The organism is Micromonospora sp. NBC_00858 (genome assembly GCF_045207365.1).
GTDB lineage: Bacteria > Actinomycetota > Actinomycetes > Mycobacteriales > Micromonosporaceae > Micromonospora.
Window position 1 is genome coordinate 1,175,860 of the sequence record NZ_CP108828.1, and the last position, 21,441, is coordinate 1,197,300.

The window sequence follows — 21,441 nt, forward strand, 5'->3', positions numbered from 1 at the left end:
CCGACCCTGGGCCTACTTGGCCAGATTGCCCTCGGCCTGACCCAGCGACGACGCCGTTGCGCGAGGGTGAGTTCCTCCCGTCAACTCATACGCCGAATGCGATATCTGGCAGCTGCGGCCAGCAGAGCGAGCACGACCGGAACGACGATGGCAACCGGCAGCGAGCCCGCTGCGGTCAGGGTCCGCTTTCCGGCCACGCTCACGTGTAGCGGCTGGCTCACCACCAGCGGGCCCGTACCCGCCGTGGAGTCGCCGCCGGGCATGAGCACGACGTAGACGTCGAAACTGCCGGTGTTAACGGCCTGGTACTGCCAGGACAGTGACGTGCTGCTGCCCGGCGCCACCGGCGGAACCTCCCGGGTCACGTCCGCCGACCAGTCCTCGAGGTCGACGTAGACGCCGTCCAGGCTCGCGACGTTGAGGTGGGCCACCAGCCGGTCGGTCGGCGCGTCACCCGAGTTGACCACGCGGGATTCAAGCGTCAGCCGCTCACCAACGACCGTGTTGAGTCGGCTCTGCTCCAATACGACCTCAACGGCGCCCGGCAGTGGCGGCGGAGCGGCTGCCGCCGAAGCGGTCAAGCCGACGGGAGCCGTCAGCGCCAACAACAGCCCGGCGAGGGCCAGCCCTGTCTTCATGCTCCGCTCACCCCTCCATAGAGCCTGACGATCCGGGTGCCGGCGGCAATCAGGACGCCCCCGGTCAGTACCGCGATGAGTAGCGGAGAGATCAGGTACGACAGGTCCCGCGTCCAGCTGTGCCCGTTGACGAGCACAGCCGTCAGGTAGTGCAGCGACGCGCCGACCGGATTGAGCCGGACGAGAAGATCACCGAACCAGCCCTTCGGCGCGCCGCCGGGCAACTGGGTCGGTGCGAAGAGCGCCAACAGCAGGAACAGGCTCACCGCGAGGCTGACTTTGTTGGAGCTCGACACGGCGCTGATCAGCAGACCGAGCGCGGCGAGCGCGACGGCCAGCAGCGTGCCGACGAGCAGGCCCAGCACCAGCGCCTGCCCGACGATGGACACTCCGCGTCCGAGCGCCCACAGATACGGCACACTCACGACGAAGGCCGCGAGCCAAAGCGACAAGGCGGCGGCGAACTTCCCCAGCACGATCGCCCGGCGGGAGACGGGTGCGAGCAGCAGGCTCTCCAACGTGCCCCGTTCCCGCTCCCCGCTGATCGCGTCGGCGCTGACCACCAGCGTGACGAGGACGCCGACCGCCACCGCAACCTGCAGGGTGAGGTTCACCGCCTCCCGCTGCTCGAGGAAGTTGAGCACCTGACTGGTACCGGCAAGGTAGGTCATGACGCTCAGGACGACGCTGAACGCGAAGACCAACACCGGGCCGCGCCCGCTCACCCACAGATCGCGGCACTCCTGTTCGGCGATGACCCGCCAACCCGGGCCATCGCCGCGAACCCCGCCCGCGCTGGGTTCGGCGTTCCGGACCAGCCCCCGCAGACCCGTCGTCATCGGACACCCTCCCCGGTCATGGCTAGAAACGCGTCGCTGAGCCGCGCGCCTTCGACCTCGAAGGACAGAACCGGCACGTCGGCGCTCAGCACCGCCCGTAGCGGTCCATTCATCCCCGGATCCGCGCCGGCCTGCGTGGCGACCGACCGGTCGTTCACGGAGAACTTGAGGATGTCGGGACGTTCATCGGCCGGCTCCAACGTCAGGCCGGCAACCCCCGCGAGGGCGTCCCGGGCCCGACCGACCAACTCGATCGGTACGCGCATCTGCGCGTACCGCTGGGTGGGGACAGCGCGGGTGACCTCGCCGGAGGTGCCGGAGACGAGGACCTTTCCCTTGTGAAGGATCAGCACGCTCGTGCAGATCTCCTCGACGTCCGGAAGGGTATGGGTGCTGAGAATGACCGTCGCTCCCCTGACCACCGCGATCTCGCGGACGATCGCCCGCATCTGACGTTGCCCGGCCGGGTCGAGCCCGAGCGTCGGCTCGTCGAGGAACACGACAGCGGGATCGTTGACCAGCGCCCGTGCGATACCCAGCCGCTGCCGCATGCCGCGGCTGTACGTGGAGATCCGCGACGAGCCACGCTCGGCCAGGCCTACCTCCGCCAGTAGCCGCGCGGCGACTCGCGCGGCGTCTGGACGGGCGTTGCCGAACAGCCGCGCGTGGTAGCGCAGGTACTCCTCGCCCGTCTGGTGTCCGGGATAGCCGCTGCTTTCCGGCAACACGCCGATCCGCCGTCGAATCTCGCCCGGCCGGGTGCAGGGAACACCAGCCACCGAGAACTCCCCGCTCGTCGGCGCGAGCACCGTGGTGAGCAATCGGATGGTGGTCGTCTTGCCCGACCCGTTGGGCCCGAGCAGTCCCACGACCTCGCCTTGTCGTGCGGTGAAGCTCAACCCGTCAACCGCCGTACGGTCCCCGAACCGCTTGGTGAGCCGCACCGCATCGAGCTGCGCGCTGGCCATGAGCGTCCCCCTCTCGCCGTGTGCGAGGTGGCGGCGCGCCACCCGCGGTCCGTTCGACCAGGACGTCATGGCGACAGTACGGAGGGTTCGCTGAAGGCCGGCTGAACCGGACGAAGCCGGAGGTCTGCGTCGGCGGCTTCAGCGGGCAGTAAGCCGGCGAGTGGCACACTTGGGAAGTGCGCATCCTCGTGGTCGAGGACGACAAGCACCTCGCCCGGTCAATCAAGCGTGGACTGGAGGCCGAGGGGTTCGCTGCTGAAACGCACTCGACGGCATCGACGGCCTCTGGCGGGCCACGGACGGCGACTTCGATGTCATCGTTCTCGACATCATGCTTCCCGGCAAGAACGGCTTCCAGGTGTGCGCCGAGTTGCGTGAGGCCGGCAACTGGACCCCGATTCTCATGCTCACGGCCAAGGACGGCGAGCTCGACGAGGCGGAAGCTCTCGATACCGGAGCCGATGACTACCTGTCCAAGCCGTTCTCCTATGTCGTCCTGGTCGCCAGAATTCGGGCGCTGCTGCGCCGGGGTTCGCGGGAGCGCCCGGCCACGCTGAGTGTCGGCGACCTACGGCTCGACCCCGCCGCCCACAGGGTCTGGCGTGGGGAAACGGAGGTCTCACTCACTCCGCGCCAGTTCGCCCTTCTCGAGTTCCTCATGCGGCGTCCGGGCGAAGTGCTTTCCAAGGGCACCATCCTCGACCACGTCTGGGACTTCGCGTTCGACGGCGACCCCAACATCGTCGAGGTCTACGTCCGGCACCTCCGCAGGAAGATCGACGAGCCGTTCGGTCGATCCGCGATCCAGACCGTCCGTCTCGTCGGCTACCGACTGGACCCCGATGGCGGCTGAAAACCCTCGGCCTCGGGCACGCCTCACGACGGTGCGTGCCCGCACCACCGTGGCCGCCACGATCGTCGTCGGTGTCGCCCTCGTGGTCACCGCCGTGAGCCTGGTGATGTTTCTGCGTCATTCGCTGGTCGAACGCGTCGACGACATTGCGAGGGTACGTGCGCACGACATCGCGACCCTGGCCCGCCAGGGCACGCTCCCCACGGAGCTGGCCGTCGAGGGTGACGACGGAAGCATCGCCCAGGTCGTGGACGGCGCCGGCCGGGTGGTGGCCGCCACCGCCGGACTTCGGCGCGATCAGTCTCTCGCCCGGTTCCTCCCGGGGGCGGGGTCCGAGGTGCGCACAGTGGACGGCCTTCCGTTCGGCGAGGCCGGCGGCTACCGGGTCATCGCACTGCCCACGAATACGCCCGAAGGACCGGTGACCGTCTACGTTGCGGCGAGTCTCTCCCCGGTCGATGACGTCGTCGACGTTCTCCAGGGCGCCCTTGCCACCGGTGCTCCACTGCTGCTGGCACTCGTCGCCGTCACGACCTGGACGGTCGCGGGTCGCACCCTGCGGCCGGTGGACGCTATCCGGGCCGAGGTCGCCGACATCTCCGAACGCTCCCTCGACCGGCGCGTGTCCGTGCCGACCACGGACGACGAGATCAGTCGGCTCGCGGGCACGATGAACATGATGCTCGACCGGTTGGATGCCGCCGCCGAGCGTCAACGCCGCTTCGTCGCGGACGCCTCGCACGAGTTGCAGACCCCGCTCGCCGCGGCGCGTACCGATCTGGAGGTCGCGCTCGCCCACCCTGACCGCACCAAATGGAACGAAACCGCCGCTGATCTGCTCGTGGCGAACCGTCGCATGGAGCGGCTGGTCCGGGATCTGCTGTTCCTCGCACGGGCGGACGCCGGCGTTCCCCGCCCCCCAGCCCGTCCCGTCGACCTCGACGACATCGTCCTGGCCGAGGCGGCCCGGATTCGTGGCAGCGGCCACCTGCGGGTCGACACCGGCGCGGTCTCGGCGGCTGCCGTCGACGGCCGTCGCGACGACCTGACCCGGGCCGTACGCAACCTGTTCGACAACGCCGAGCACCATGCCTCGTCATCGGTCAGCGTCGAGCTCGACAGCGACGACCGCCGGGTCACGTTGATCGTCCACGACGACGGGCCGGGGATTCCGCCCGCGGACCGGAAGCGCGTCTTCGAGCGATTCACGCGCCTCGACGACGATCGGAGCCGGCGCACGGGCGGCACCGGTCTCGGTCTGGCCATCGCGAGAGAGATCATCGATGCACACGAAGGCTCGATAGACGTCGAGGACGCGCCTCGCGGTGCACGGTTCGTCATCCGCCTACCTGCGCGCTAATTGACCGCCTTGCTGGGAAAGGCCCGGTGAATCCACCTTTATGGGCAAACGCATGTTGTGAGGAGGGCAAGGCGGGGCACGTGCACTTGCCTGTTGCGGAAATGCGCGTCCTGGTAGGCAATGAAAGGTACTGGTGACCCGGATTTCTGATGATTACTCGCTTTTGCCCGTGAACACGGACTGAATCGGCCTCTAGTGTCACAAATTATATTTAGACCTCGGCGGGTGCATACCACTTGTGAGTTGGTGTCGGCGGAATGCAGAGAACGTGGCCCACCATTCATCACGAGCATCGACGGCCTGGATCCGAGGCCCTGCGCAGCGAGGCGGAGGAGGTGTAGACGCATCACGGGGGGAGGGGGTCGTGGAGTTCCGGCTCTTGGGTGCGGTGGAGGCATGGGCGGGGGATCAACAAGTCGATCTCGGGCCACGCCAACAGCGGCTTGTGCTGGCGATCCTCGCGCTGAACGTGAACCAGCTCGTGCCGCTCGACCGCCTCGTTGACCTGACATGGCCTGAATGGCCGCCCCCGACCGCACGTCATGCCATCCACGTCCGCGTCTCGCAACTGCGCAACGTACTGGCCATGGCCGGTGCGGACCGTGAAGGCGTAAGGATCACCACGCGCGGCCGGACCTATGTCCTGCGGGCCGACCCGATGAGCGTGGACGCCCACCGTTTCCGCGCCCTCCTCGCCGGGGCTCGTCTTGAGACGGACGACCTGGAGAAGGCGGCGATGTTGCGGCGCGCGCTCGATCTGTGGCACGGACCCCCGCTGGCCGACGTGGCGACCCCGCGAGTCGAAGAGCTGTGCCGGGGACTGGAGGAAGCGCGGTTGACGGCTGTGGAGGAATGGTTGGACGCGCAGTTGCGGCTCGGCGGGCACGAGGCCGTCCTCGACGAGCTCGCCGAGTACGTCGGGCAGTATCCGTACCGGCAACGACTGCTCGCGCAGCTCATGCTCGCCCTGTACCGCGCTGGCCGCGCCGCCGACGCGCTGGTCGCGTACCGGCTCGCACGGAGTCGGCTGGTCGACGAGCTCGGACTCGACACCTCGCCGCAGCTACAGAAGCTGGAGAGGGCGATCCTTCGCGGCGATCCTGCACTTGACCTGCCGTGACCGCTCAGGCTTGGGACCTTCCGGGCCGCAGGGCTGTGGGCCACACCCGCCCTGCAAGCGGCCGGCGCGTGGACGAATCCCTGGGTCGGCCGAAACGCAGATAGAGCGACGGGAGGACAAGCAGGTTCAGCAGAGTCGAGGTGAACAGGCCACCCAGAATCACCACCGCCATCGGGTGTTCTATCTCGTGACCGGGCAGGCTGCCCTCGATGGCCAGGGGAACCAGGGCGAGCCCGGTCGCCAACGAGGTCATGAGGATCGGCGAGAGTCGCTCCTTCGCGCCACGGAGGACGAGGTTTCGGCCGAAGCTTTCCCCTTCCTCCCGCTCGAGATGCTGGAAATGGTTGATCATGAGAATGCCGTTGCGCGCGGCGATGCCCAGCACGGTGAAGAATCCCACCAGCGAGCCGAGCGAAAGGATGCCGCCACCGACGTATGCCGCGAGGATCCCGCCCACCAGAGCCATGGGCAGCGTGAGGAGGACGAGGAACGACAGCCGCCAGCTGTTGAAGGCGGTGGTCAGCAGGAAGAGGATCCCGATCACCGCGACGCCGGCGAAGAGCCGCAGCCGCTCCTGGGCGCTCGTCGCCTCCTTGTACTCACCGAGCAGTTGTGGGTGGTAGCCGGGCGGGAAGTCCACCGTCACCAGGCGGCGCTCAACCTCGGCCGCCACGTCACTCAGGGCCTTCCCCGCGGCCACATTGGCACCCACATTGATATACCGCGATCCATTCTCTCGCAGGATCTGGTTGGGCGTGGGCACCATCTTGACCTCGGCCAGCTCACCCACCGGGACCTTGCTCCCGTCCGCCGCGTCCATCAGGAGGTTACGGACGCTCTCGATGCTGTACCGGGCACTCGGCACGCTCCACACGTGCACCTCGGTGTTCTTGCCGTTTCGCCAGATGTCGCCCGCCTCCTCGCTGGCGATGAACGTGGCCGCCGTTCGGCGTACATCGCCGGGCTTGATCCCGTATTGGGCAGCCTTGGCCAGGTCGACCTGGACGTCGACCTGGGGAACTGTGGTCTGCAGCGTCACGTGTTCGTCGATGATGCCGTCGATCCCGGCGACGAGGTCCTTGACCTCGTTGGCCTTGTCGCGGAGCACGTCGAGGTCGTCGCCGACGATGCGGACGATGATGGCGTCGCTGGAGCCGGTGAGCACCTCCTTCGTGCGCTCCTTCAGATAGGTCTGCACATCGCGCTGCAGGCCGGGATAGCCGTCGACCACCTTCTGCACGGCGTCATGAGTCTTGTCGTAGTCGACCTTCGGGTCGATGCTGATCCAGTTCTCGGTGAAGTTCATGCCGACGACCTCGTCGGCCAACGTGCCCTGCCCGATGTGGGCGCCGAAGTTCCGGACTCCGGGGATCGCCCGCAGTTCCCTGCTGACCTGTTCCGTGATGCGGACACTCTCCTCACGCGACGTGCCGGGCTGGGTCACCCAGTGCATCAGGAAGTCCCGCTCCTTGAACGCGGGGAACAGGTTCTGTCCCAGCATCGGTACCACCATGACGCCTCCGGCCAGGACGAGTACGACGGTCGCGTAGGCGACGGCGGGACGCGGGATAATGCGTGCCAGCAACGCGGTGTAGCCGCGTTGGAGCCAGCGCACCAGCGGCGATTCCCGCCGCTCGATCGGTGACCGGGCCAGCAGCATCAGGGCGAGCGCCGGGATCACCGTCAGGGCCACCAGCAGCGAGGCCAGGATGGCCAGCCCGTAGGCCAACGCCATGGGCCGGAAGAACGAGCCGGTGAGCCCGGTGAGCAGGAAGATCGGGACCGTGCTGACCAGGATGATCATCGTGGCCTGGACGATGGGACCACGGACCTCCACCGACGCGTCGAGGACGATGGCGGCGGTCGACTTCGTGCTGCCCGCTCGTCGATGCTGGCGGATGCGGCGGACGATGTTCTCAACGTCGATGATGGCGTCGTCGACAAGCACGCCGAGGGCGATCACGAGCCCGGCCAGGATCATGGTATTTATCGTGGCCCCGGTCCAATGCAGGACGAGTCCCGCCGCGACGAGCGAGAGCGGGATCGAAATGGCGCTGATCAGCGCGACCCGCCACTCGAAGAGGAAGAGCACCAGGATCAGGACCACCAGAATGAATCCGATGGCCATCGCCCGACCGAGATTCTCGACCGAGGTCTCGATGAAGGTCGCCGGCCGGAAGATCTCGGTATCGACGTCGAGGCCCTGCATACCGGGCGCCATCTCCGTCAGTGCGGCCTCGACCCCGCGGGTCACCTCAAGGGTGTTGCCCCAGGGCAGCTTCTCGACGATGAGCATGAGGCCGGGGCCGCCGTTGATGACCGCGTCCCCCGTGAGCAGGGACGGCGGCATGATGTCGTCGGTGATGTAGGCGACATCCTTCAGGTAGACGGGCTTGGCGCCCTTCGGCACCTCGATGGGGATCTCGGCCAGCTGCTGCCCGGTCAGGGCGGGCAGTTGGTGCTGCACCTGGAGCCGCTGGTTGGCGGTGTCGACCCACCCGCCGGTGCCGATCTCGAACCCGCCGTTGAACTTCAGCTGACCCACGTCCACCGCGTCTCCGGCGGCCTCCATGACCTGGGCCAGGGTGACGTTGTGCTGCTTCATGAGCTCGGGATCGACGAGGGCCTGCTTGACGTGCCACCGATCGCCCCAGATGGCCACATTCGCCACCCCGGGTACCCGCATCAGGCGGGGCCGGACCGTCCAATAGGCCTGCAGCGCCATCTCGACGTGAGCCGCATCCGACTTGTCCGCCTGGGATATTCCGATCTTCATCACCCGGCTGGTCGACGACAGCGGTTGGATCATGAAGGGGGCGTTGGCCCAGCGCGGCAGTCTGGGAGTGATGGAGGTGAGGCGCTCCTGGATCAGCAGGCGGGCCGCCATCAGGTCAGTCCCGGGCTTGAAGATCAGGACAATCGAGGAGAGCTGGGAGACCGACTTGGAGCGCATCACGTCCAGGCCCTCGATCCCGGTGAGCCCCTGCTCCAGCGGGACGGAGACAAGCTCCTCGACGTCCTGTGCGGACAGTCCGATGCAGATCGTCTGAATCTCCACCCGGGGCGGCGCGAACTCGGGGAACGCGTCGACGGGCATGTCGCGAATCTGCAGGACGCCGAAGAACATCAACATGGAGGCCCCGACAACCACGAGGAACCGGAGCTTCAGACTCGTTCCAATGATCCAACGCATCATGGTGTGGGGTCCCTACCCTCGTAGCGACTGGATGGACTACTTGCCGACCCCGAGCTCGGCTCCCCAGAGTTCGATCACGCCTGTCGTCACGATCGAGGTCCCCGCCGGCGGTGCCTGCGCAAGGAACGCGTCGGTCCCGCGCGCCCCGCCCACGGTCGCCACCACGACCTTCTCCCGGACGTAGGTCAACGGCTGGGGAACCGTATAGACCCAGGCCAGGCCGGTCGGGTCGTAGAGCACTGCCGAGTACGGCACCACGGTCGTCGGCGTGCCCGGCGACGGGGTCGGCCCGACCGGCGGCGCGGTCTGCGCCGCGCCGATCGTGACCGTCGCGATGCCCACCCGGCGCGCCGCCTGCTCGGTCAGCGTCACCTTCTTGACGTCCTTGCCCGGCATCGCCTCGACACTGGCCGGGCTCTCCTTGTGGCCACCCGAGGTGTTCGATGCGGGCGTCGTGCAGGCCGCCAAGCCCAGCGTGATCAGGATCGCTGCCATCCACCGACCACTGTGTCGCATGTGGTCGCCTCCTTGTCTGTGCATGGGACTCTCCTGGTTCCGGTCAGGCCGGAGCCGGGCTTGAAGGGGTTTCCTTGCCCGCCGGACCGGGTTCTGGCCTGGGCGCGGGTATCGATCCGGTCCGAGGCTCCGACCCGGCCACCGATGGAGACCGGACGGCGAACCGCAGATACAGCACGGGCAGGACGAGTAGGTTCAGCAGCGCGGTCGTGACCAGGCCACCGAGGATGATCAGGGCGAGCGGGCTCACGATCTCAAGGCCGGAGACGCCGCCGTAGATCACCATGGGAAGCAGAGCCATCCCCGCCGCCAGGATGCCCGTCACGGCCGGGATGAACTGCTGCCGTGACCCGAGCTCGACCAGCTCGGCACCTGGCGTGTGGCCTTCCTCTTCCAGCCGCTGGTACCGCATGATCTGCAGCGTGCCGCCCCGAACGGCCATGGCCAGCACGGTGAGCAGCCCCAGCAGCGCGACCACCGAGACGGCCGACCGGTCGATGGCCGCCAGCAGCAGCCCGCCCGCCAGTGCCATCGGCAGGAGCAGGAAGTACAGCGACGCCACCCGCCAGCTACCGAAGCCGGCCTGCAGCAGGAAGAAGATCAGGATCACGGCGCCGATCACGAAGGTCCAGACGCGGAAGTCGGAACTCGCCTTTGCCTGGGCCTCTCCGAGCACCTCCAGATGGTGCTCACGGGGGAAGGTCACCTGCGCGAGCCGGTCCTTGACCTCGCTGGTGACGGCACCCAGACCACGCCCGCGCACGGTCGCGACGACGTCCATGCTGCGGGAGACCTGGTCGTGTGTGATGACCTCCGGCTTCGCCACGACTCTGACGTCGGCAACGTCAGCCAGCCGCACCTGGGTCGGGCCGCCACGCGGGCCTCCGACCGGCGCGTCGATCAGAAGGTTCTGGATGGTGGACAGGTTCTGGCGCACCGTGGGCACGCCCCACACGACGACCTCGAACACCTTCTGGTCGTCGAAGAGGTTGCCCGCGACGGTGGACGAGACGAGGGTGGCGGCCGACCGGCGCACGTCGCCCGGCTTGAGCCCGTACTTCGCGGCCTTGGCGACGGAGACCTCGATCTCCACCGTCGGCGCGACCTCTGCGGACCGTACCCGTGGCTCGGTGACGCCGTCGATGGCGGCGATGACGCCGAGGACCTCCTGGGCCTTCTCGTTGAGCACCGTGTAGTCGTTGCCGTAGATGCGCACGATGAGGTCCTCCGTGGCACCGCGGGTCACCACCTCCCGGATCCGCTTGTCCGAGTAGGTGATCACGTCGCTCTGCACCCCGGGATAGCCATCCACCACCTGCTGCACGGCGGTCAGGGCCCGGCCGTAGTCGGCCTCCGGGTCGACACTGAGCCACACCTCGCCCGAGTTCATGTTGACGACCTGGTCCGACGCCAGTGCCCGCCCGGTGTGGGCGCCGACGTTGCGTACTCCCTGGATGGCCCGCAGTTCGGCACTGAGCGCACCCGTGATCCGGTTCATCTCCGGCCGGGAGGTGCCGGGCGGCGCCTCCCAGGTGATCAGCAGGTCGCGCTCCTGAAGCGTCGGGGACAGCGGCCGCGAGCCGAGGAACGGTAGAGCGGCCAGGCCCGCCACCACGAGGAGTCCGACCAGGGCATAAGACCAGACGGGCCGGCGGAGCAGCCGGGGCAGCAGCGCACCGTACGCCCGCTCCAAAGCTCGGGCGAGCGGCGACTGGCCGTGCTGCAGCGACGACCGGGAGAGCAGGAGCGTGGCCAGCACGGGGGCCAGCGTCAGCGCGACCACCAGTGAGACCACCGTGGCGGCCAGGAAGCCCTGGGCGACCGGGGTGAGGAACGCCCCGCGCACCCCGTCGAGGATGAAGAGGGGCACCACCGAGACCGCGGCGATCAGGGCTGCGACGAAGAGCGGGCCGCGCATCTCGAGGATGGCCGTACGGATGGTGTCGGAGACCGCCTCGTCGGACGCCTCCTCGCGGTGCTGCCGCAGCCGTCGCCGGATGTTGTCGACGCAGACCACGGCGTCGTCCACGACGATGGCGAGGGCCATCACCAGCCCTGCCAGGGACATCATGTTGAGGGTCACGCCGAACCAGGACAGGACGAGCACCGTCACCGCCACGGAGGACGCGATGGTCAGCAGGCTGACCAGCGCGGTGCGCCAGTTGAACAGGAAGGCGCAGAGCACCAGCAGCAGGAGGATCGCGCCGAGGATCAGCGTCGTGGTGAGGTGGTCGACCATCTTTTCGATGAAGGTGGCCGGCCGGTACACCGTCGTGTCGATCTCGACGCTCGGCATGGCGGGTCGCAGCTCGTCGAGTGCAGCCTCCACGTCCTGGGTCACGGCCGCCACGTTGGCGCCCGGGAACCTCTCCACCACGAGCATGAGGCTCGGGGTGTCCTTGACGACCGCGTCGCCGATGAGGAGTTGGTGGTCCTCGACGATCTGGGTGACATCACCCAGCAGCACTCCGCGGTCCTCGGCGCCCTGAACGGTGACCTTGCCGAGATCCGCCGCAGTCTTGATCGGCTGGTTGTGCTGGATTTCGATCCGCTGGTTGGGGGTGTCGATGAAACCGCCCAGCCCGGGCGTCGACGCCTCCACAAAGGTGAGCGGCGAGACCCACAGCGCGTTCGCCGACGTGCGCAGGACCTGGTCCAGCGTGATGCCGCTCTGCATCAGCTTGGAGGGATCGACCTGCACCTGCAGCTGCCGGTCGCGGAACCCCCAGATGGCCACGTTGGCCACGCCGGGGATGCTCAGCAGGCGGGGCACGATCGTCCAGCGCGACAGCAACGACATGTCGATCAGTGAGCGATCCTGGGACGACAGACCGATCATCATGAGCCGGCCGGTCGACGAGAGGGGCTGCACCACCAGCGGCGGCCTCGACGAGGCGGCCGGCAGCATGGCGACCATGGTCAGGCGCTCCTGCACGACCTGCCTGGCCCGGATAGGGTCCGTGCCGGGCTCGAACGTCATCTCCATCGACGACAATCCCGGTAGCGTGCGGGACTCGAGCTTGGCCAGCCACGGGATTCCGTTGAAGAATTCGTTCTCCATCGGGTTGGTGATCAGATTCTCCACCTCCTCGGCGGAGAGCCCGAGGGCCTCGACCTGCACGTCCACCCGCACCGGCCCGAACTCCGGCAGGGCTTCGACCGACGTGTTGCGAAGCTGAACGAAGCCGACGGCCATCAGGGCCACGGCGATGGCGAGCACCAGCCGTTGATATTTGACGCTTGACCCGACGATCCACCGCATCATGGCCCGAGACCTCTCAGTTGGAGTTCATCGGTCTGCCGACCAGGGCCAAGATTGAGGCCGCCCGCTCACGCTTTGCTCACAGTGGGCTCACAGCAGGCGTACCGGAAGCTGCTGTCGGTCAGCGCGATCGAACGCCTGCCCTTGGCCGAACGTGTCGCCGGTGGAGTCCCACTCCACCGGCGACATGTTCGGGGATCAGTTACTGGAGCGTGGCCTGGGCGTGATGATGAAGGCCAGGCCAGCGGCGGCGGCCGCGATGATGGCGCCGGTGGTGAAACCGCGGGAGAACCCGTCAGTGCTGTTCCCGGCGATACTCGCCGCGGCCACGCTCGACACCACAGCGGCGCCGAGCGATGCCCCGAACTCGTGGAACGTGCTGACGATTCCAGAGGCCAGCCCGGCCTCTCGTGGATCGATCTGCGCTAGAGCGGTCGCGGATGCGACGACGAAGACGGCCCCGGTGCCGGCGGCGGCAAGGCTGACGCCGGAAACCATCGCCACGGTCCCGCCCCATAGCGCGGGGATCACGAAGCCTGCCGCGGCGAGGAGAAGTCCCAGCACGGCAAGGGTGCGCGGGCCTGTACGACCAATGACGCGGCCCGCTGCGTTGGCCCCGAGCATGGTCGCGAGCGCTACCGGGAGAAAGAGCAACCCGGTCTGGAGGGCGCCGTACCCGCGGTGGTCCTGAAGGTAGAACGACCCGAGGAAGAAGACAGTGATCATCAGGGCGGTGGCCACCAGGATCAGCAGAGTCCCGGTCGCCACCGGTCGGCGCAGCAGCAGTCGCAAATCCATGAGCGGGCTCGCCGCGAGGCGCTGACGGACGACGAAACCACCGTAGAGAGCCACAGCCGTCGCGAGGAGTGCCGCAGTCGTCGGAGTGCCCCAGCCCTGGTCTCCAGCCCTAATCAGGGCGTAGATCAGGGTACCGGTGGCAGCGGTCACCAGCGCCGCGCCCGGTACGTCCAGCCGACCCGGCGCGCCGGTGCTCTGCTGCGGTGGGAGTTGCACCCGCAGGATGAGCAGCAGGACGAGTCCTACCGGGACGTTGATGAAGAACACCCACGGCCAGCCCGGTCCAGCGGTCAGCAGGCCACCGAGGAGGACCCCCAGGGCGGCCCCGCTACCGCCCAACGCAGACCAGATCCCGAGGGCCTTGTTGCGTTCGTCGCCCTCGAAGATCGTGACGACCAGAGAGAGCGCGGCGGGGGACAGGATCGCCGCAGCAACGCCCTGAGCGATGCGACCGCCCAGCAGCATGGGGCCGTTGGTTGCCAGTCCTGCGAGCAGGGACGCGGCGGTGAACAACAGGAGCCCCATGATGACAAGGCGTCGGGCTCCGAACAGGTCGGCGGCGCGGCCCCCGAGTAGCAGCAGGCCACCGAAGGCGAGGGTGTAGCCGCTCACCACCCAGGTGAGGGTCTCCCGCTCGAGGCCGAGGTCCGCACCCACGTGGGGAAGGGCGATCGCGACGACTGTGACATCCAGGATCAACATCAATTGGGCGACGCCGACGAGTCCCAGGATCTTCCAGCGGTGCGGGTTGGGACCGCGGGTCGGACTCGTCGGGGCCATGGTTTCGGCCATGACTATCCGCCTCCTTCAGGTAAGTTGAACAGTGATGTTCGAGTTGTAGCGGCTACCATAACTCATACAGCACTGTTCGACTTGAGGGAGTTGCATGTCCCGCTCGGGAACCAGCCAGGCCCGCAGAGCCGACGCTCGGCAGAACGTGGAGAAGATCCTGGATGCAGCGATCGCCAGCCTCAGTCGAAACGCTGACGCGAGCGTGAGCGAGATCGCCCAGGCTGCGGGAGTGGGTCGAGTCACCCTCTACGGGCACTTCCCGACTCGGGACGCCCTCATCGAGGCCGCGCTGGTACGAGTCATATCCGAGGGGGAGACGGTCCTGGCGAGTCTGGATCTCTCAGGCGACCCTCGACGGGCATTGCGCGTCCTGATCGAGTCGAGCTGGCTACTGATCGCCCGGGCGAGCGCCGTCCTTGCAGCGGCGCAGGCGGCGCTCCCTCCCGGACGGGTACAGCAACTGCACGCGGAACCTGCCCAGCGCGTCGACGAGCTGATCCGGCGCGGCCAATCCGAAGGAGCCTTTCGAGACGACCTCCCGGCGACCTGGCTGACCAGCGTCCTGCACCACCTGCTGAAGGGTGCGGCGGTGGACGTGGCCAACGGGCTCGTAGAGCAGGCGGACGCACCACGCCTCATCTCCGAGACCGTCCTGGCCGCCTACACGCGGGCCAACGCGTAGCGGGGCTGCGCCAGTGGCGGTGTCCCTGCTTCACCCACCTGAAGTGTCCGTGGCGCCACCCTGAGCGAGGCCTCGGCATCGAGGTGCATCGGAAACAGAGGGCTTGGCGGCGCATTCCGGTAGGTGAGATGGCCTTCCCACCGGTGCCGCGCCGAGCGCGACGGTCTTGCTCGATGCTGGTCCTGCTGGCGGACACACTCTCGTGCCGCTGAATACCCGAAGATCGACGCGGACGACCGTCCCGCAGCGCAACGTCGTCAGAGTTGGCGAGCCATGCCCACCGACTCCGGCGCGGTCTCCGCGAAGCCGTACTGCGCATAGAGGTAGCGCGCCTTGCCGTCTGCGATGAGTGAGACGTAGGCGGTGCGAGGTGCCCGATCCACGAGCCGCTCCATCAGTGCAGCCATGATTCTCTTGCCGACTCCTAGCCCCTGGTGCTCGGGCAGAACGCACATGTCAACGATCTGGAACGCGGTGCCACCGTCGCCGATGATCCGGCCCATGCCCACTGGATGGTCATCGTCATAGACGACGACAGCGTGCCAGGTTCCCGCCAGGCCATTCGTCGCGGCGTCAACGGATTTAGGACTTAGCCCGGCGGCGACCCGCAGATGCCGATAGACCTCAACGGAAGGTGTTTCTACTCGTAGGAGGTAGGTCACGGGTTCCTCGCATTTGACGGAGCCGTACTACATGAGCGCCGACAGCATACCCCCGGCGGGTATCAGTCGGCGCCCTGGTTCATGCGGGAGGTCGGGCGACAGCCGGCTTGGGACTCGGTGCGGGGCGTGTCGCGTTGGGGGGCCGGCGGACGTGTTGAACCTGTGTCGGGTCGGCGGATCAGCCCGCGATTCCAGCGAGTACCGCGCCGTCTCGCCCGACGAATGGCTCGAGTTCGAGCACAAACTCCAGCTGCGCCGGTCCGCTCGGCGACCGCTTCCGCCCCTACGGCACACGTCCGGGAGCACACCCGTGTCCGTTCCTGCGGCTGGACCCGCCCAGACTCCGCCGTGACGATCCCATCTGTGGGCTGAGGGCAACGGTGCGTGAGGTGTTCCACAGCCCGATGGATACCCCCGGGGGTATGTTGGATCACGGAGGTGGGGCGACGTGGAGATGGACGCCAAGGTGCTGTCGGACGCGGTGACGCGGTTGAAGCGCGCTAACGGACAGCTGGGCGCGGTGATCGCCATGATCGAGAACGGTGACGACTGTGAGCGGGTGTTGACTCAGCTTGCCGCTGTGTCGCGCGCCCTGGACAAGGCTGGCTTCAAGATCATTTCGACGGGGATGCGGCAATGTCAGCAGGCGCGCGAGCGTGGCGAGCAGCCGCCGATGACCGAGGAGCAGCTGGAGAAGCTGTTCATGGCGTTGTCCTGACCTGAGTGGGCTGCCCCGCTTCGGCGGGGTCATGTCGCCTGCCCACTTCACACAATTCTCTTCAACACATACCCCCCGGGGTACTCACCGCGAGGAGTGAACCTGTGACGGTTCGGGAGATCGACCTGGACGAGTTGCGCCGACGTGAGGGCGCTGTGGTGCTGGATGTACGCAGCCCGGCCGAGTTCGCGGCAGGCCACCTGCCGGGCGCGGTGAATCTGCCCTTGGACGAGCTGCCCGGGGCTGCTCGGCGGTTCGCCGGGCAGGACGTGGTGGCGGTGTGCGCGTCCGGTGGGCGCAGCGCGATGGCCGCGCAGGTCCTCGACGCCGCCGGTGCCCGCGCGTGGTCGCTGACCGGCGGCACGCAGGCCTGGGTGCGCGCCGGTCACCCGATCGAGCAAGGCGCGACCCGATGAGCGGCGGCCGCAGCAGGACCACAGAAATCCAAGATCGGAGACGATGATGGCTGGCATTGAGGTGGAGGTCGTGGACACCTCGTCACTGGGTGACCGCAGTTACCTGGCGCACGACGGGCGGGTCGCGGTCGTGGTGGACCCGCAGCGCGACATCGACCGGGTGCTGGCCCTCGCGGGCCGGCTCGGGGTCCAGATCACACACGTGGCCGAGACGCACCTGCACAACGACTACGTCTCCGGCGGCCTGGCACTGGCCCGGCTGACTGGTGCCACCTACCTGGTGGCCGGCGCCGACACGGTGGGTTTCGAGCGGTTGCCGGCCGCCGACAGCGACGAGATCACCGTGTCCGACGAGATGCGGATCGGCGTGGTCGCCACCCCCGGGCACACGTTCCACCACGTGTCCTACGTCCTGCACGGCCCTAACGGGCCGCAGGGGGTGTTCACCGGTGGGTCGCTGCTGTTCGGCACGACTGGGCGCACCGACCTGCTCGGTGAGCAGCACGCACACACGCTGGCCGGGCATCAGCACGATTCGGTGCGGCGGCTCGCCGATCTGCTGCCCGACGGCGCTCACGTCTGGCCGACACACGGCTTCGGCAGCTTCTGCTCCGCCACCCAGTCCGACGCCCCGGACTCGACCATCGGCCGTGAGCGGCAGGTGAACCCGGCGCTGCGCCTGGAAAACGAGGCGTTCGTCGCCGAGACCCTCGCCGGGCTGGACGCCTACCCTTCGTACTACGCGCATATGGGCGCCCGTAACACCGACGGTGCCGACCTGATCGACCTGACGCCGGCCCGCCGCGCCGACCCGGCCGAACTCGCCGATCGCATCGCCGCCGGCGAGTGGGTGGTCGACCTACGCTCACGCAAGGCGTTCGCGCACCGGCACCTGACCGGCACCCTCAGCTTCGGCCTGGACGGGCCGATGTCGACCTGGCTCGGCTGGATGGCACCCTGGGGCGCGCCCATCACCCTGCTCGGCGAGAGCGAGCAGCAGGTCGCCGACGCCCAGCGCGAACTCGCCCGCATTGGCATCGACCGGCCGGCCGCCGCAGCCACCGGCCACCCCGACGACTGGGCGGACGGCGACGACACTCGCCTGGCCGAACTCACCACCGCCACGTTCGACGACCTGGCAGCCGCCCGCGACGGAGCCGTCCCGCACAGCCTGCCCGCACCCGAGGTGGTGCTGGACGTGCGAATGACCAACGAGTGGCGCACCGGGCATATCGACGGCGCCGTGCACATCCCGCTGCCCGACCTGCCGCACCGCCTCGCTGACGTGCCCGCCGGCACAGTGTGGGTGCACTGCGGCTCCGGCTACCGTGCCGCCGCCGCGACCAGCCTGCTGCAACGCGCCGGCCGCACTGCGGTGCACATCGACGACGCCTACGCCAAGGCCGCCAACACCGGCCTGACCATCATCACCAGTAAGGAGACTGTATGACCACCGGCACCCCTGCCACCGTCCAAGCCACCGACCTGCACCATCAGATCAGCACCGGCAACGCCCCACGCCTGATCGACGTGCGCACCCCGGGCGAGTTCGAGACCGGGCACATCCCCGGCTCCTACAACGTGCCACTCGACCTGCTGCGCGAACACCGCGACGAATTGCGCGCGCACCTCGACGAACAGGTCGTGCTCGTCTGCCGCTCCGGGCAACGCGCCGCCACCGCCGAAGCAGCGCTCGCCGCCGCCGGCCTGCCGAACGTGCGCGTGCTGCACGGCGGCATCACCGCTTGGCAGGCCGCCGGCGCGCCGATCCGCACGGGCAGAGCCCGCTGGGATCTCGAACGCCAGGTACGCCTGACCGCCGGGTCCATCGTGCTCGTCGCCGTGCTGGTCAGCATGGTGTTCCCCCCGGCAAAATGGGTCGCCGCGTTCATCGGCGCCGGCCTGACCGTCGCCGCGGTGACCAACACCTGCGCGATGGGGATGCTGTTGTCCAAGCTGCCCTACAACCGCGGCCCGCGCACCGACCTCGAAGGCGTCGTCGCGGCCCTGGCCGGCCCGCGGTCGTGACCGCTGCCCTCGGGCTCGGCACGGTCATCGGCATTCTGCTCGGCCTGCTCGGGGGCGGCGGTTCCATCCTCGCCGTCCCCGCTCTGGTCTACGGCGCAGGGCTGCCGCTGAGCGCCGCCGTACCGACGTCGCTGCTGGTCGTCGGCATCTCCTCGGCCACCGCACTGCTGCCCCGGCTCCGTGCTGGGCAGATCCGCTGGCGGATCGCCGGGATTGTCGGTGCCGCCGGTGCCGCAGCGGCGTTCGCCGGCGCTGCGGTCAACCGACTGCTCGACCCCCGCGTCGTCCTGATCGGCTTCGCCGGACTCATGGTTGCTGCGGCGCTGAGGATGCTGCGGGATCAAGGCGAGGCGGGCGGCGACTGCGCCCTGCCCGGCGGTGGCGTCAACTGGCGCGGCTGCCTGCCCAAGTCCGTCGGCGCGGGCATCGCGGTCGGCTTCCTCACCGGCTTGTTCGGCGTCGGCGGCGGCTTCCTCATCATCCCCGCCCTGGTACTGCTGCTGGGCCTGCCCATGCCCGCCGCCGTCGGCACGTCGCTGGTCATCATCGTCATCAACTCTGCGGCCGGATTCGCCGCCCACTCCGGCGACGCCACACTCGACTACCGCATCGCTGGCGCCTTCACCGTCGCGGCGATCATCGGGTCCCTCGCCGCCGCACGCTTCGCCTCTCGGGTACCCGCTCGGCACCTGAGCCGCGCTTTCGCCTACCTCGTCATGGTCATCGCGGCCTTCGTCGCCATCCAGGCCGCCATCAACCCACCCGCCACCTAAGCGCGACGGGAAACCACGCAAGCAGCAGGAGGAGCCTCCCAACGAGGTCCACCCCTGATGATGCCGACGCCGTACGCCACCGCCAAGGACGTCGACTATGGCGAGATCCGCACCTCCACCGAGCTGATGAACCACCGGAAGTCGGACCTGCTGTGGATGGAGACGTCGTTGGTGCCGCTCAAGTCGAACGACCGCGTCCCCGCGCACACGATCACGGGCTCATTCGCGGGCACCGGACCGGCGCTGAACAGGTGCGCGAAGTAATGGGCGCCCCGGGTCAGGTTCTCGCGGACATGGCTGGAATCGTCGTCGGTCTGCAGGTGGAAGGCTGACATCTGGGCGTACGACGGCTCGGCCACGCTGGGATGCAGGACGTCGAGCATCAGGAAGTTGCCCTGGCCGGTGGTGGAGTTCGACCACCCCCACTCGTTCTCCGTCCTCAACCGGTGCGTCGCCTCAACGGACTGGGCGTCGATGAGCACCTCGACCAGACCTGCCGTCGGCGGTGTGAAGGAGAAGGCTATCGCGCTGAAGCCGTCGCCCGAGGCGTAGTCGAAGTCGCCGGCGTCGCCGTCGTCCATCGTGACGGTGATGCCGACGTCTCCGAGCGACGGATTCAACGTGTGCAGCCGGTCGACGATGAAGTTGTCATTGCGTACCGGGACGAAGCCGAAGTTGAACCCGAAGAACGGCGGACGGTGGACCTCCCACCGGTGCGGGCCCGGGTCTCCGTCCGCGATGATGACCCCCCACGGAAGCGCGTGCGCGTGGAACGGGGACAGCCTCAGCCACCTGTCGAGGTGGCTGGACAGGTGGAAGCCCGGGGTGACGTGCGCATCCACCGGGGCGAGGACGTCGGCCATCGCCTCGTGGTAGTCCTCCCTGATCTCGGCAAGCTCGTCACGCCGGACCTTCCGGGCGCGGAGAAACGCGTCGGCCTTCTGTTTGCGGGCCTCGTTCAGGTCAGCGAAGGTCGATTCCAAGCCGTGCGGCGGCTGGAGCAGGTCACGAAGCGCCAGCCGCTCCTGGTGCATCAGCGTCGTCAGGTCCGCCCAGTTGTCGTCCCCCAGCAGGCGACGCAGCCGGTCACTGGCGCCGGCCGCCACCTCCGCGGCCTTACGGTTGCGCGCGTTACTGATCGTCCGGAGACGCTCCTCGCGCTCCTGGATCGCCGCGTCGGCCATCCGCTGGGCTTCGACGGGAAAGTGACGAAGATTCTGGCTCGTTGTGTGGGTCTTGAGCATGGTGTGCCCCCTGAAGGTGGGCGACCGTTGCCCGGAGCATATGCACGTCCCACGCCCGTGGAGCAGTCCATGTCCACGATGTGCTGAAACGGGCCGCCCCGGGCCGTGACCTGGACATTCGAAGATCGCCAGGAAGGGGCGACGGAGCCGGCGGCGCCGCCAGCGCCGCGCCCGTTGATGCCCTCGCCCGGCTGGAGCCGGTGGTCGCGGCGGGCCCGGACCTGCTTGGCATGCTGGCCGACGCGGTCGCTGACGCGGATCCCGCCGTGCGGCGGTCGGCGGCCACCAGCCGGTCACCACGCTCGCGGCGATGCTGTGCTCCGGCGGCCGGCTCGCGCTGGTGCACGTCGGCGATATCTCGGGCGTACGCGCTGCTGGACGGCGAGCGGTCCCAGCTGACCCGCGACCACACGTACGTGCAGTCGCGGGTCGACCAGGGCCGGTTCGGCGCGCAGGAGGTGGCCACCCATCCGCAGCGGGCCCTGCTGGTGCGGGCGCTCGGCGTCGGGGGAACCGCCGTGGAGGCCGACACCGAGCGCGATCAGGTCGTTGGGCAGCGGCGGGCCTGACAGCGGA

The 21,441-nt window shown here is 68.4% G+C and carries 18 protein-coding genes and 1 pseudogene; 10 read left to right on the forward strand and 9 right to left on the reverse strand.

The features are described 5' to 3' along the window. Positions 1 to 80: 80 nt before the first annotated feature. The 3 genes from OG990_RS05660 to OG990_RS05670 are packed head-to-tail and all read right to left on the reverse strand — an operon-like array spanning position 81 to position 2,445. Entirely contained in the window at positions 81 to 638 is a 558-nt protein-coding gene (locus OG990_RS05660; RefSeq protein WP_406079257.1) for a hypothetical protein, read from the reverse strand. Beyond that, positions 635 to 1,477, reverse strand: coding sequence for an ABC transporter permease subunit (locus OG990_RS05665; RefSeq protein ID WP_328418323.1), 843 nt, complete (start codon positions 1,475 to 1,477; stop codon positions 635 to 637). Before OG990_RS05665 ends, OG990_RS05660 begins: the two co-directional genes overlap by 4 nt. Next, positions 1,474 to 2,445, reverse strand: coding sequence for an ABC transporter ATP-binding protein (locus tag OG990_RS05670; RefSeq protein ID WP_406079258.1), 972 nt, complete (start codon positions 2,443 to 2,445; stop codon positions 1,474 to 1,476). Before OG990_RS05670 ends, OG990_RS05665 begins: the two co-directional genes overlap by 4 nt. A gap of 176 nt (positions 2,446 to 2,621) precedes the next feature. Here OG990_RS05670 and OG990_RS05675 point away from each other — a divergent pair. The 3 genes and pseudogenes from OG990_RS05675 to OG990_RS05685 all read left to right on the forward strand — a co-directional run bounded on the left by OG990_RS05675 (position 2,622) and on the right by OG990_RS05685 (position 5,778). Next, a pseudogene (locus tag OG990_RS05675) lies at positions 2,622 to 3,298 on the forward strand (response regulator transcription factor). 31 nt (positions 3,299 to 3,329) lie between these two features. Continuing rightward, a complete protein-coding gene (locus tag OG990_RS05680; RefSeq protein ID WP_406079259.1) occupies positions 3,330 to 4,658 on the forward strand; it encodes a sensor histidine kinase in 1,329 nt (442 codons plus the stop codon). Positions 4,659 to 5,022: 364 nt separating this feature from the next. Then, positions 5,023 to 5,778 (forward strand): BTAD domain-containing putative transcriptional regulator, encoded by a 756-nt coding sequence (locus OG990_RS05685; protein WP_406079260.1) that lies wholly within the window; start codon positions 5,023 to 5,025, stop codon positions 5,776 to 5,778. Positions 5,779 to 5,782: 4 nt separating this feature from the next. Here OG990_RS05685 and OG990_RS05690 read toward each other — a convergent pair whose 3' ends face one another. The 4 genes from OG990_RS05690 to OG990_RS05705 form a co-directional block, all read right to left on the reverse strand. After that, complete coding sequence (locus OG990_RS05690) at positions 5,783 to 8,974, reverse strand: efflux RND transporter permease subunit (RefSeq protein ID WP_406079261.1); 3,192 nt, start codon at positions 8,972 to 8,974, stop codon at positions 5,783 to 5,785. Positions 8,975 to 9,010: 36 nt separating this feature from the next. Further along, positions 9,011 to 9,490 carry a hypothetical protein gene (locus OG990_RS05695; protein WP_406079262.1) on the reverse strand — a complete coding sequence of 160 codons (480 nt, stop codon included), beginning with the start codon at positions 9,488 to 9,490 and terminating at the stop codon, positions 9,011 to 9,013. 43 nt (positions 9,491 to 9,533) lie between these two features. Beyond that, complete coding sequence (locus OG990_RS05700; protein ID WP_406079263.1) at positions 9,534 to 12,710, reverse strand: efflux RND transporter permease subunit; 3,177 nt, start codon at positions 12,708 to 12,710, stop codon at positions 9,534 to 9,536. A 240-nt stretch (positions 12,711 to 12,950) separates the two neighbouring features. Then, complete coding sequence (locus OG990_RS05705) at positions 12,951 to 14,342, reverse strand: MFS transporter (RefSeq protein WP_406079264.1); 1,392 nt, start codon at positions 14,340 to 14,342, stop codon at positions 12,951 to 12,953. Between the two features lie 145 nt (positions 14,343 to 14,487). Here OG990_RS05705 and OG990_RS05710 point away from each other — a divergent pair, with 145 nt between their 5' ends. Continuing rightward, positions 14,488 to 15,024, forward strand: coding sequence for a TetR/AcrR family transcriptional regulator (locus OG990_RS05710; protein WP_386983363.1), 537 nt, complete (start codon positions 14,488 to 14,490; stop codon positions 15,022 to 15,024). A gap of 257 nt (positions 15,025 to 15,281) precedes the next feature. Here the strand turns inward: OG990_RS05710 and OG990_RS05715 are convergent, their stop codons facing one another. Next, entirely contained in the window at positions 15,282 to 15,686 is a 405-nt protein-coding gene (locus OG990_RS05715; protein ID WP_355611741.1) for a GNAT family N-acetyltransferase, read from the reverse strand. 454 nt (positions 15,687 to 16,140) lie between these two features. On the opposite strand from OG990_RS05715, the gene OG990_RS05720 reads away from it, so the two are divergent. The 5 genes from OG990_RS05720 to OG990_RS05740 all read left to right on the forward strand — a co-directional run bounded on the left by OG990_RS05720 (position 16,141) and on the right by OG990_RS05740 (position 19,621). Next, the gene (locus tag OG990_RS05720; RefSeq protein WP_386984632.1) at positions 16,141 to 16,404 is read left to right on the forward strand and encodes a metal-sensitive transcriptional regulator; all 264 of its coding nucleotides are present in this window, start codon (positions 16,141 to 16,143) and stop codon (positions 16,402 to 16,404) included. Positions 16,405 to 16,508: 104 nt separating this feature from the next. Then, the gene (locus tag OG990_RS05725) at positions 16,509 to 16,820 is read left to right on the forward strand and encodes a rhodanese-like domain-containing protein (protein WP_328418301.1); all 312 of its coding nucleotides are present in this window, start codon (positions 16,509 to 16,511) and stop codon (positions 16,818 to 16,820) included. A gap of 43 nt (positions 16,821 to 16,863) precedes the next feature. Continuing rightward, a complete protein-coding gene (locus OG990_RS05730) occupies positions 16,864 to 18,270 on the forward strand; it encodes a rhodanese-like domain-containing protein (protein ID WP_406079265.1) in 1,407 nt (468 codons plus the stop codon). Continuing rightward, entirely contained in the window at positions 18,267 to 18,848 is a 582-nt protein-coding gene (locus OG990_RS05735; protein WP_328418297.1) for a rhodanese-like domain-containing protein, read from the forward strand. Before OG990_RS05730 ends, OG990_RS05735 begins: the two co-directional genes overlap by 4 nt. Then, positions 18,845 to 19,621 (forward strand): sulfite exporter TauE/SafE family protein, encoded by a 777-nt coding sequence (locus OG990_RS05740; protein WP_406079266.1) that lies wholly within the window; start codon positions 18,845 to 18,847, stop codon positions 19,619 to 19,621. Before OG990_RS05735 ends, OG990_RS05740 begins: the two co-directional genes overlap by 4 nt. A 95-nt stretch (positions 19,622 to 19,716) precedes the next feature. Here the strand turns inward: OG990_RS05740 and OG990_RS05745 are convergent, their stop codons facing one another. Next, the gene (locus OG990_RS05745) at positions 19,717 to 20,865 is read right to left on the reverse strand and encodes a hypothetical protein (protein WP_386983354.1); all 1,149 of its coding nucleotides are present in this window, start codon (positions 20,863 to 20,865) and stop codon (positions 19,717 to 19,719) included. 80 nt (positions 20,866 to 20,945) lie between these two features. Here OG990_RS05745 and OG990_RS05750 point away from each other — a divergent pair, with 80 nt between their 5' ends. Then, positions 20,946 to 21,434 carry a PP2C family protein-serine/threonine phosphatase gene (locus tag OG990_RS05750; RefSeq protein WP_406079267.1) on the forward strand — a complete coding sequence of 163 codons (489 nt, stop codon included), beginning with the start codon at positions 20,946 to 20,948 and terminating at the stop codon, positions 21,432 to 21,434. The last annotated feature ends 7 nt before the right edge of the window (positions 21,435 to 21,441 follow it).

Bases quoted from the DNA above. Each gene is read 5' to 3' on its own strand.
- OG990_RS05745 (WP_386983354.1), bottom strand. From the start codon at position 20,865: ATGCTCAAGACCCACACAACGAGCCAGAATCTTCGTCACTTTCCCGTC.
- OG990_RS05690 (WP_406079261.1), bottom strand. From the start codon at position 8,974: ATGATGCGTTGGATCATTGGAACGAGTCTGAAGCTCCGGTTCCTCGTG.
- OG990_RS05720 (WP_386984632.1), top strand. From the start codon at position 16,141: ATGGACGCCAAGGTGCTGTCGGACGCGGTGACGCGGTTGAAGCGCGCT.
- OG990_RS05730 (WP_406079265.1), top strand. From the start codon at position 16,864: ATGATGGCTGGCATTGAGGTGGAGGTCGTGGACACCTCGTCACTGGGT.
- OG990_RS05705 (WP_406079264.1), bottom strand. From the start codon at position 14,342: ATGGCCGAAACCATGGCCCCGACGAGTCCGACCCGCGGTCCCAACCCG.
- OG990_RS05665 (WP_328418323.1), bottom strand. From the start codon at position 1,477: ATGACGACGGGTCTGCGGGGGCTGGTCCGGAACGCCGAACCCAGCGCG.
- OG990_RS05660 (WP_406079257.1), bottom strand. From the start codon at position 638: ATGAAGACAGGGCTGGCCCTCGCCGGGCTGTTGTTGGCGCTGACGGCT.
- OG990_RS05695 (WP_406079262.1), bottom strand. From the start codon at position 9,490: ATGCGACACAGTGGTCGGTGGATGGCAGCGATCCTGATCACGCTGGGC.
- OG990_RS05670 (WP_406079258.1), bottom strand. From the start codon at position 2,445: ATGGCCAGCGCGCAGCTCGATGCGGTGCGGCTCACCAAGCGGTTCGGG.
- OG990_RS05735 (WP_328418297.1), top strand. From the start codon at position 18,267: ATGACCACCGGCACCCCTGCCACCGTCCAAGCCACCGACCTGCACCAT.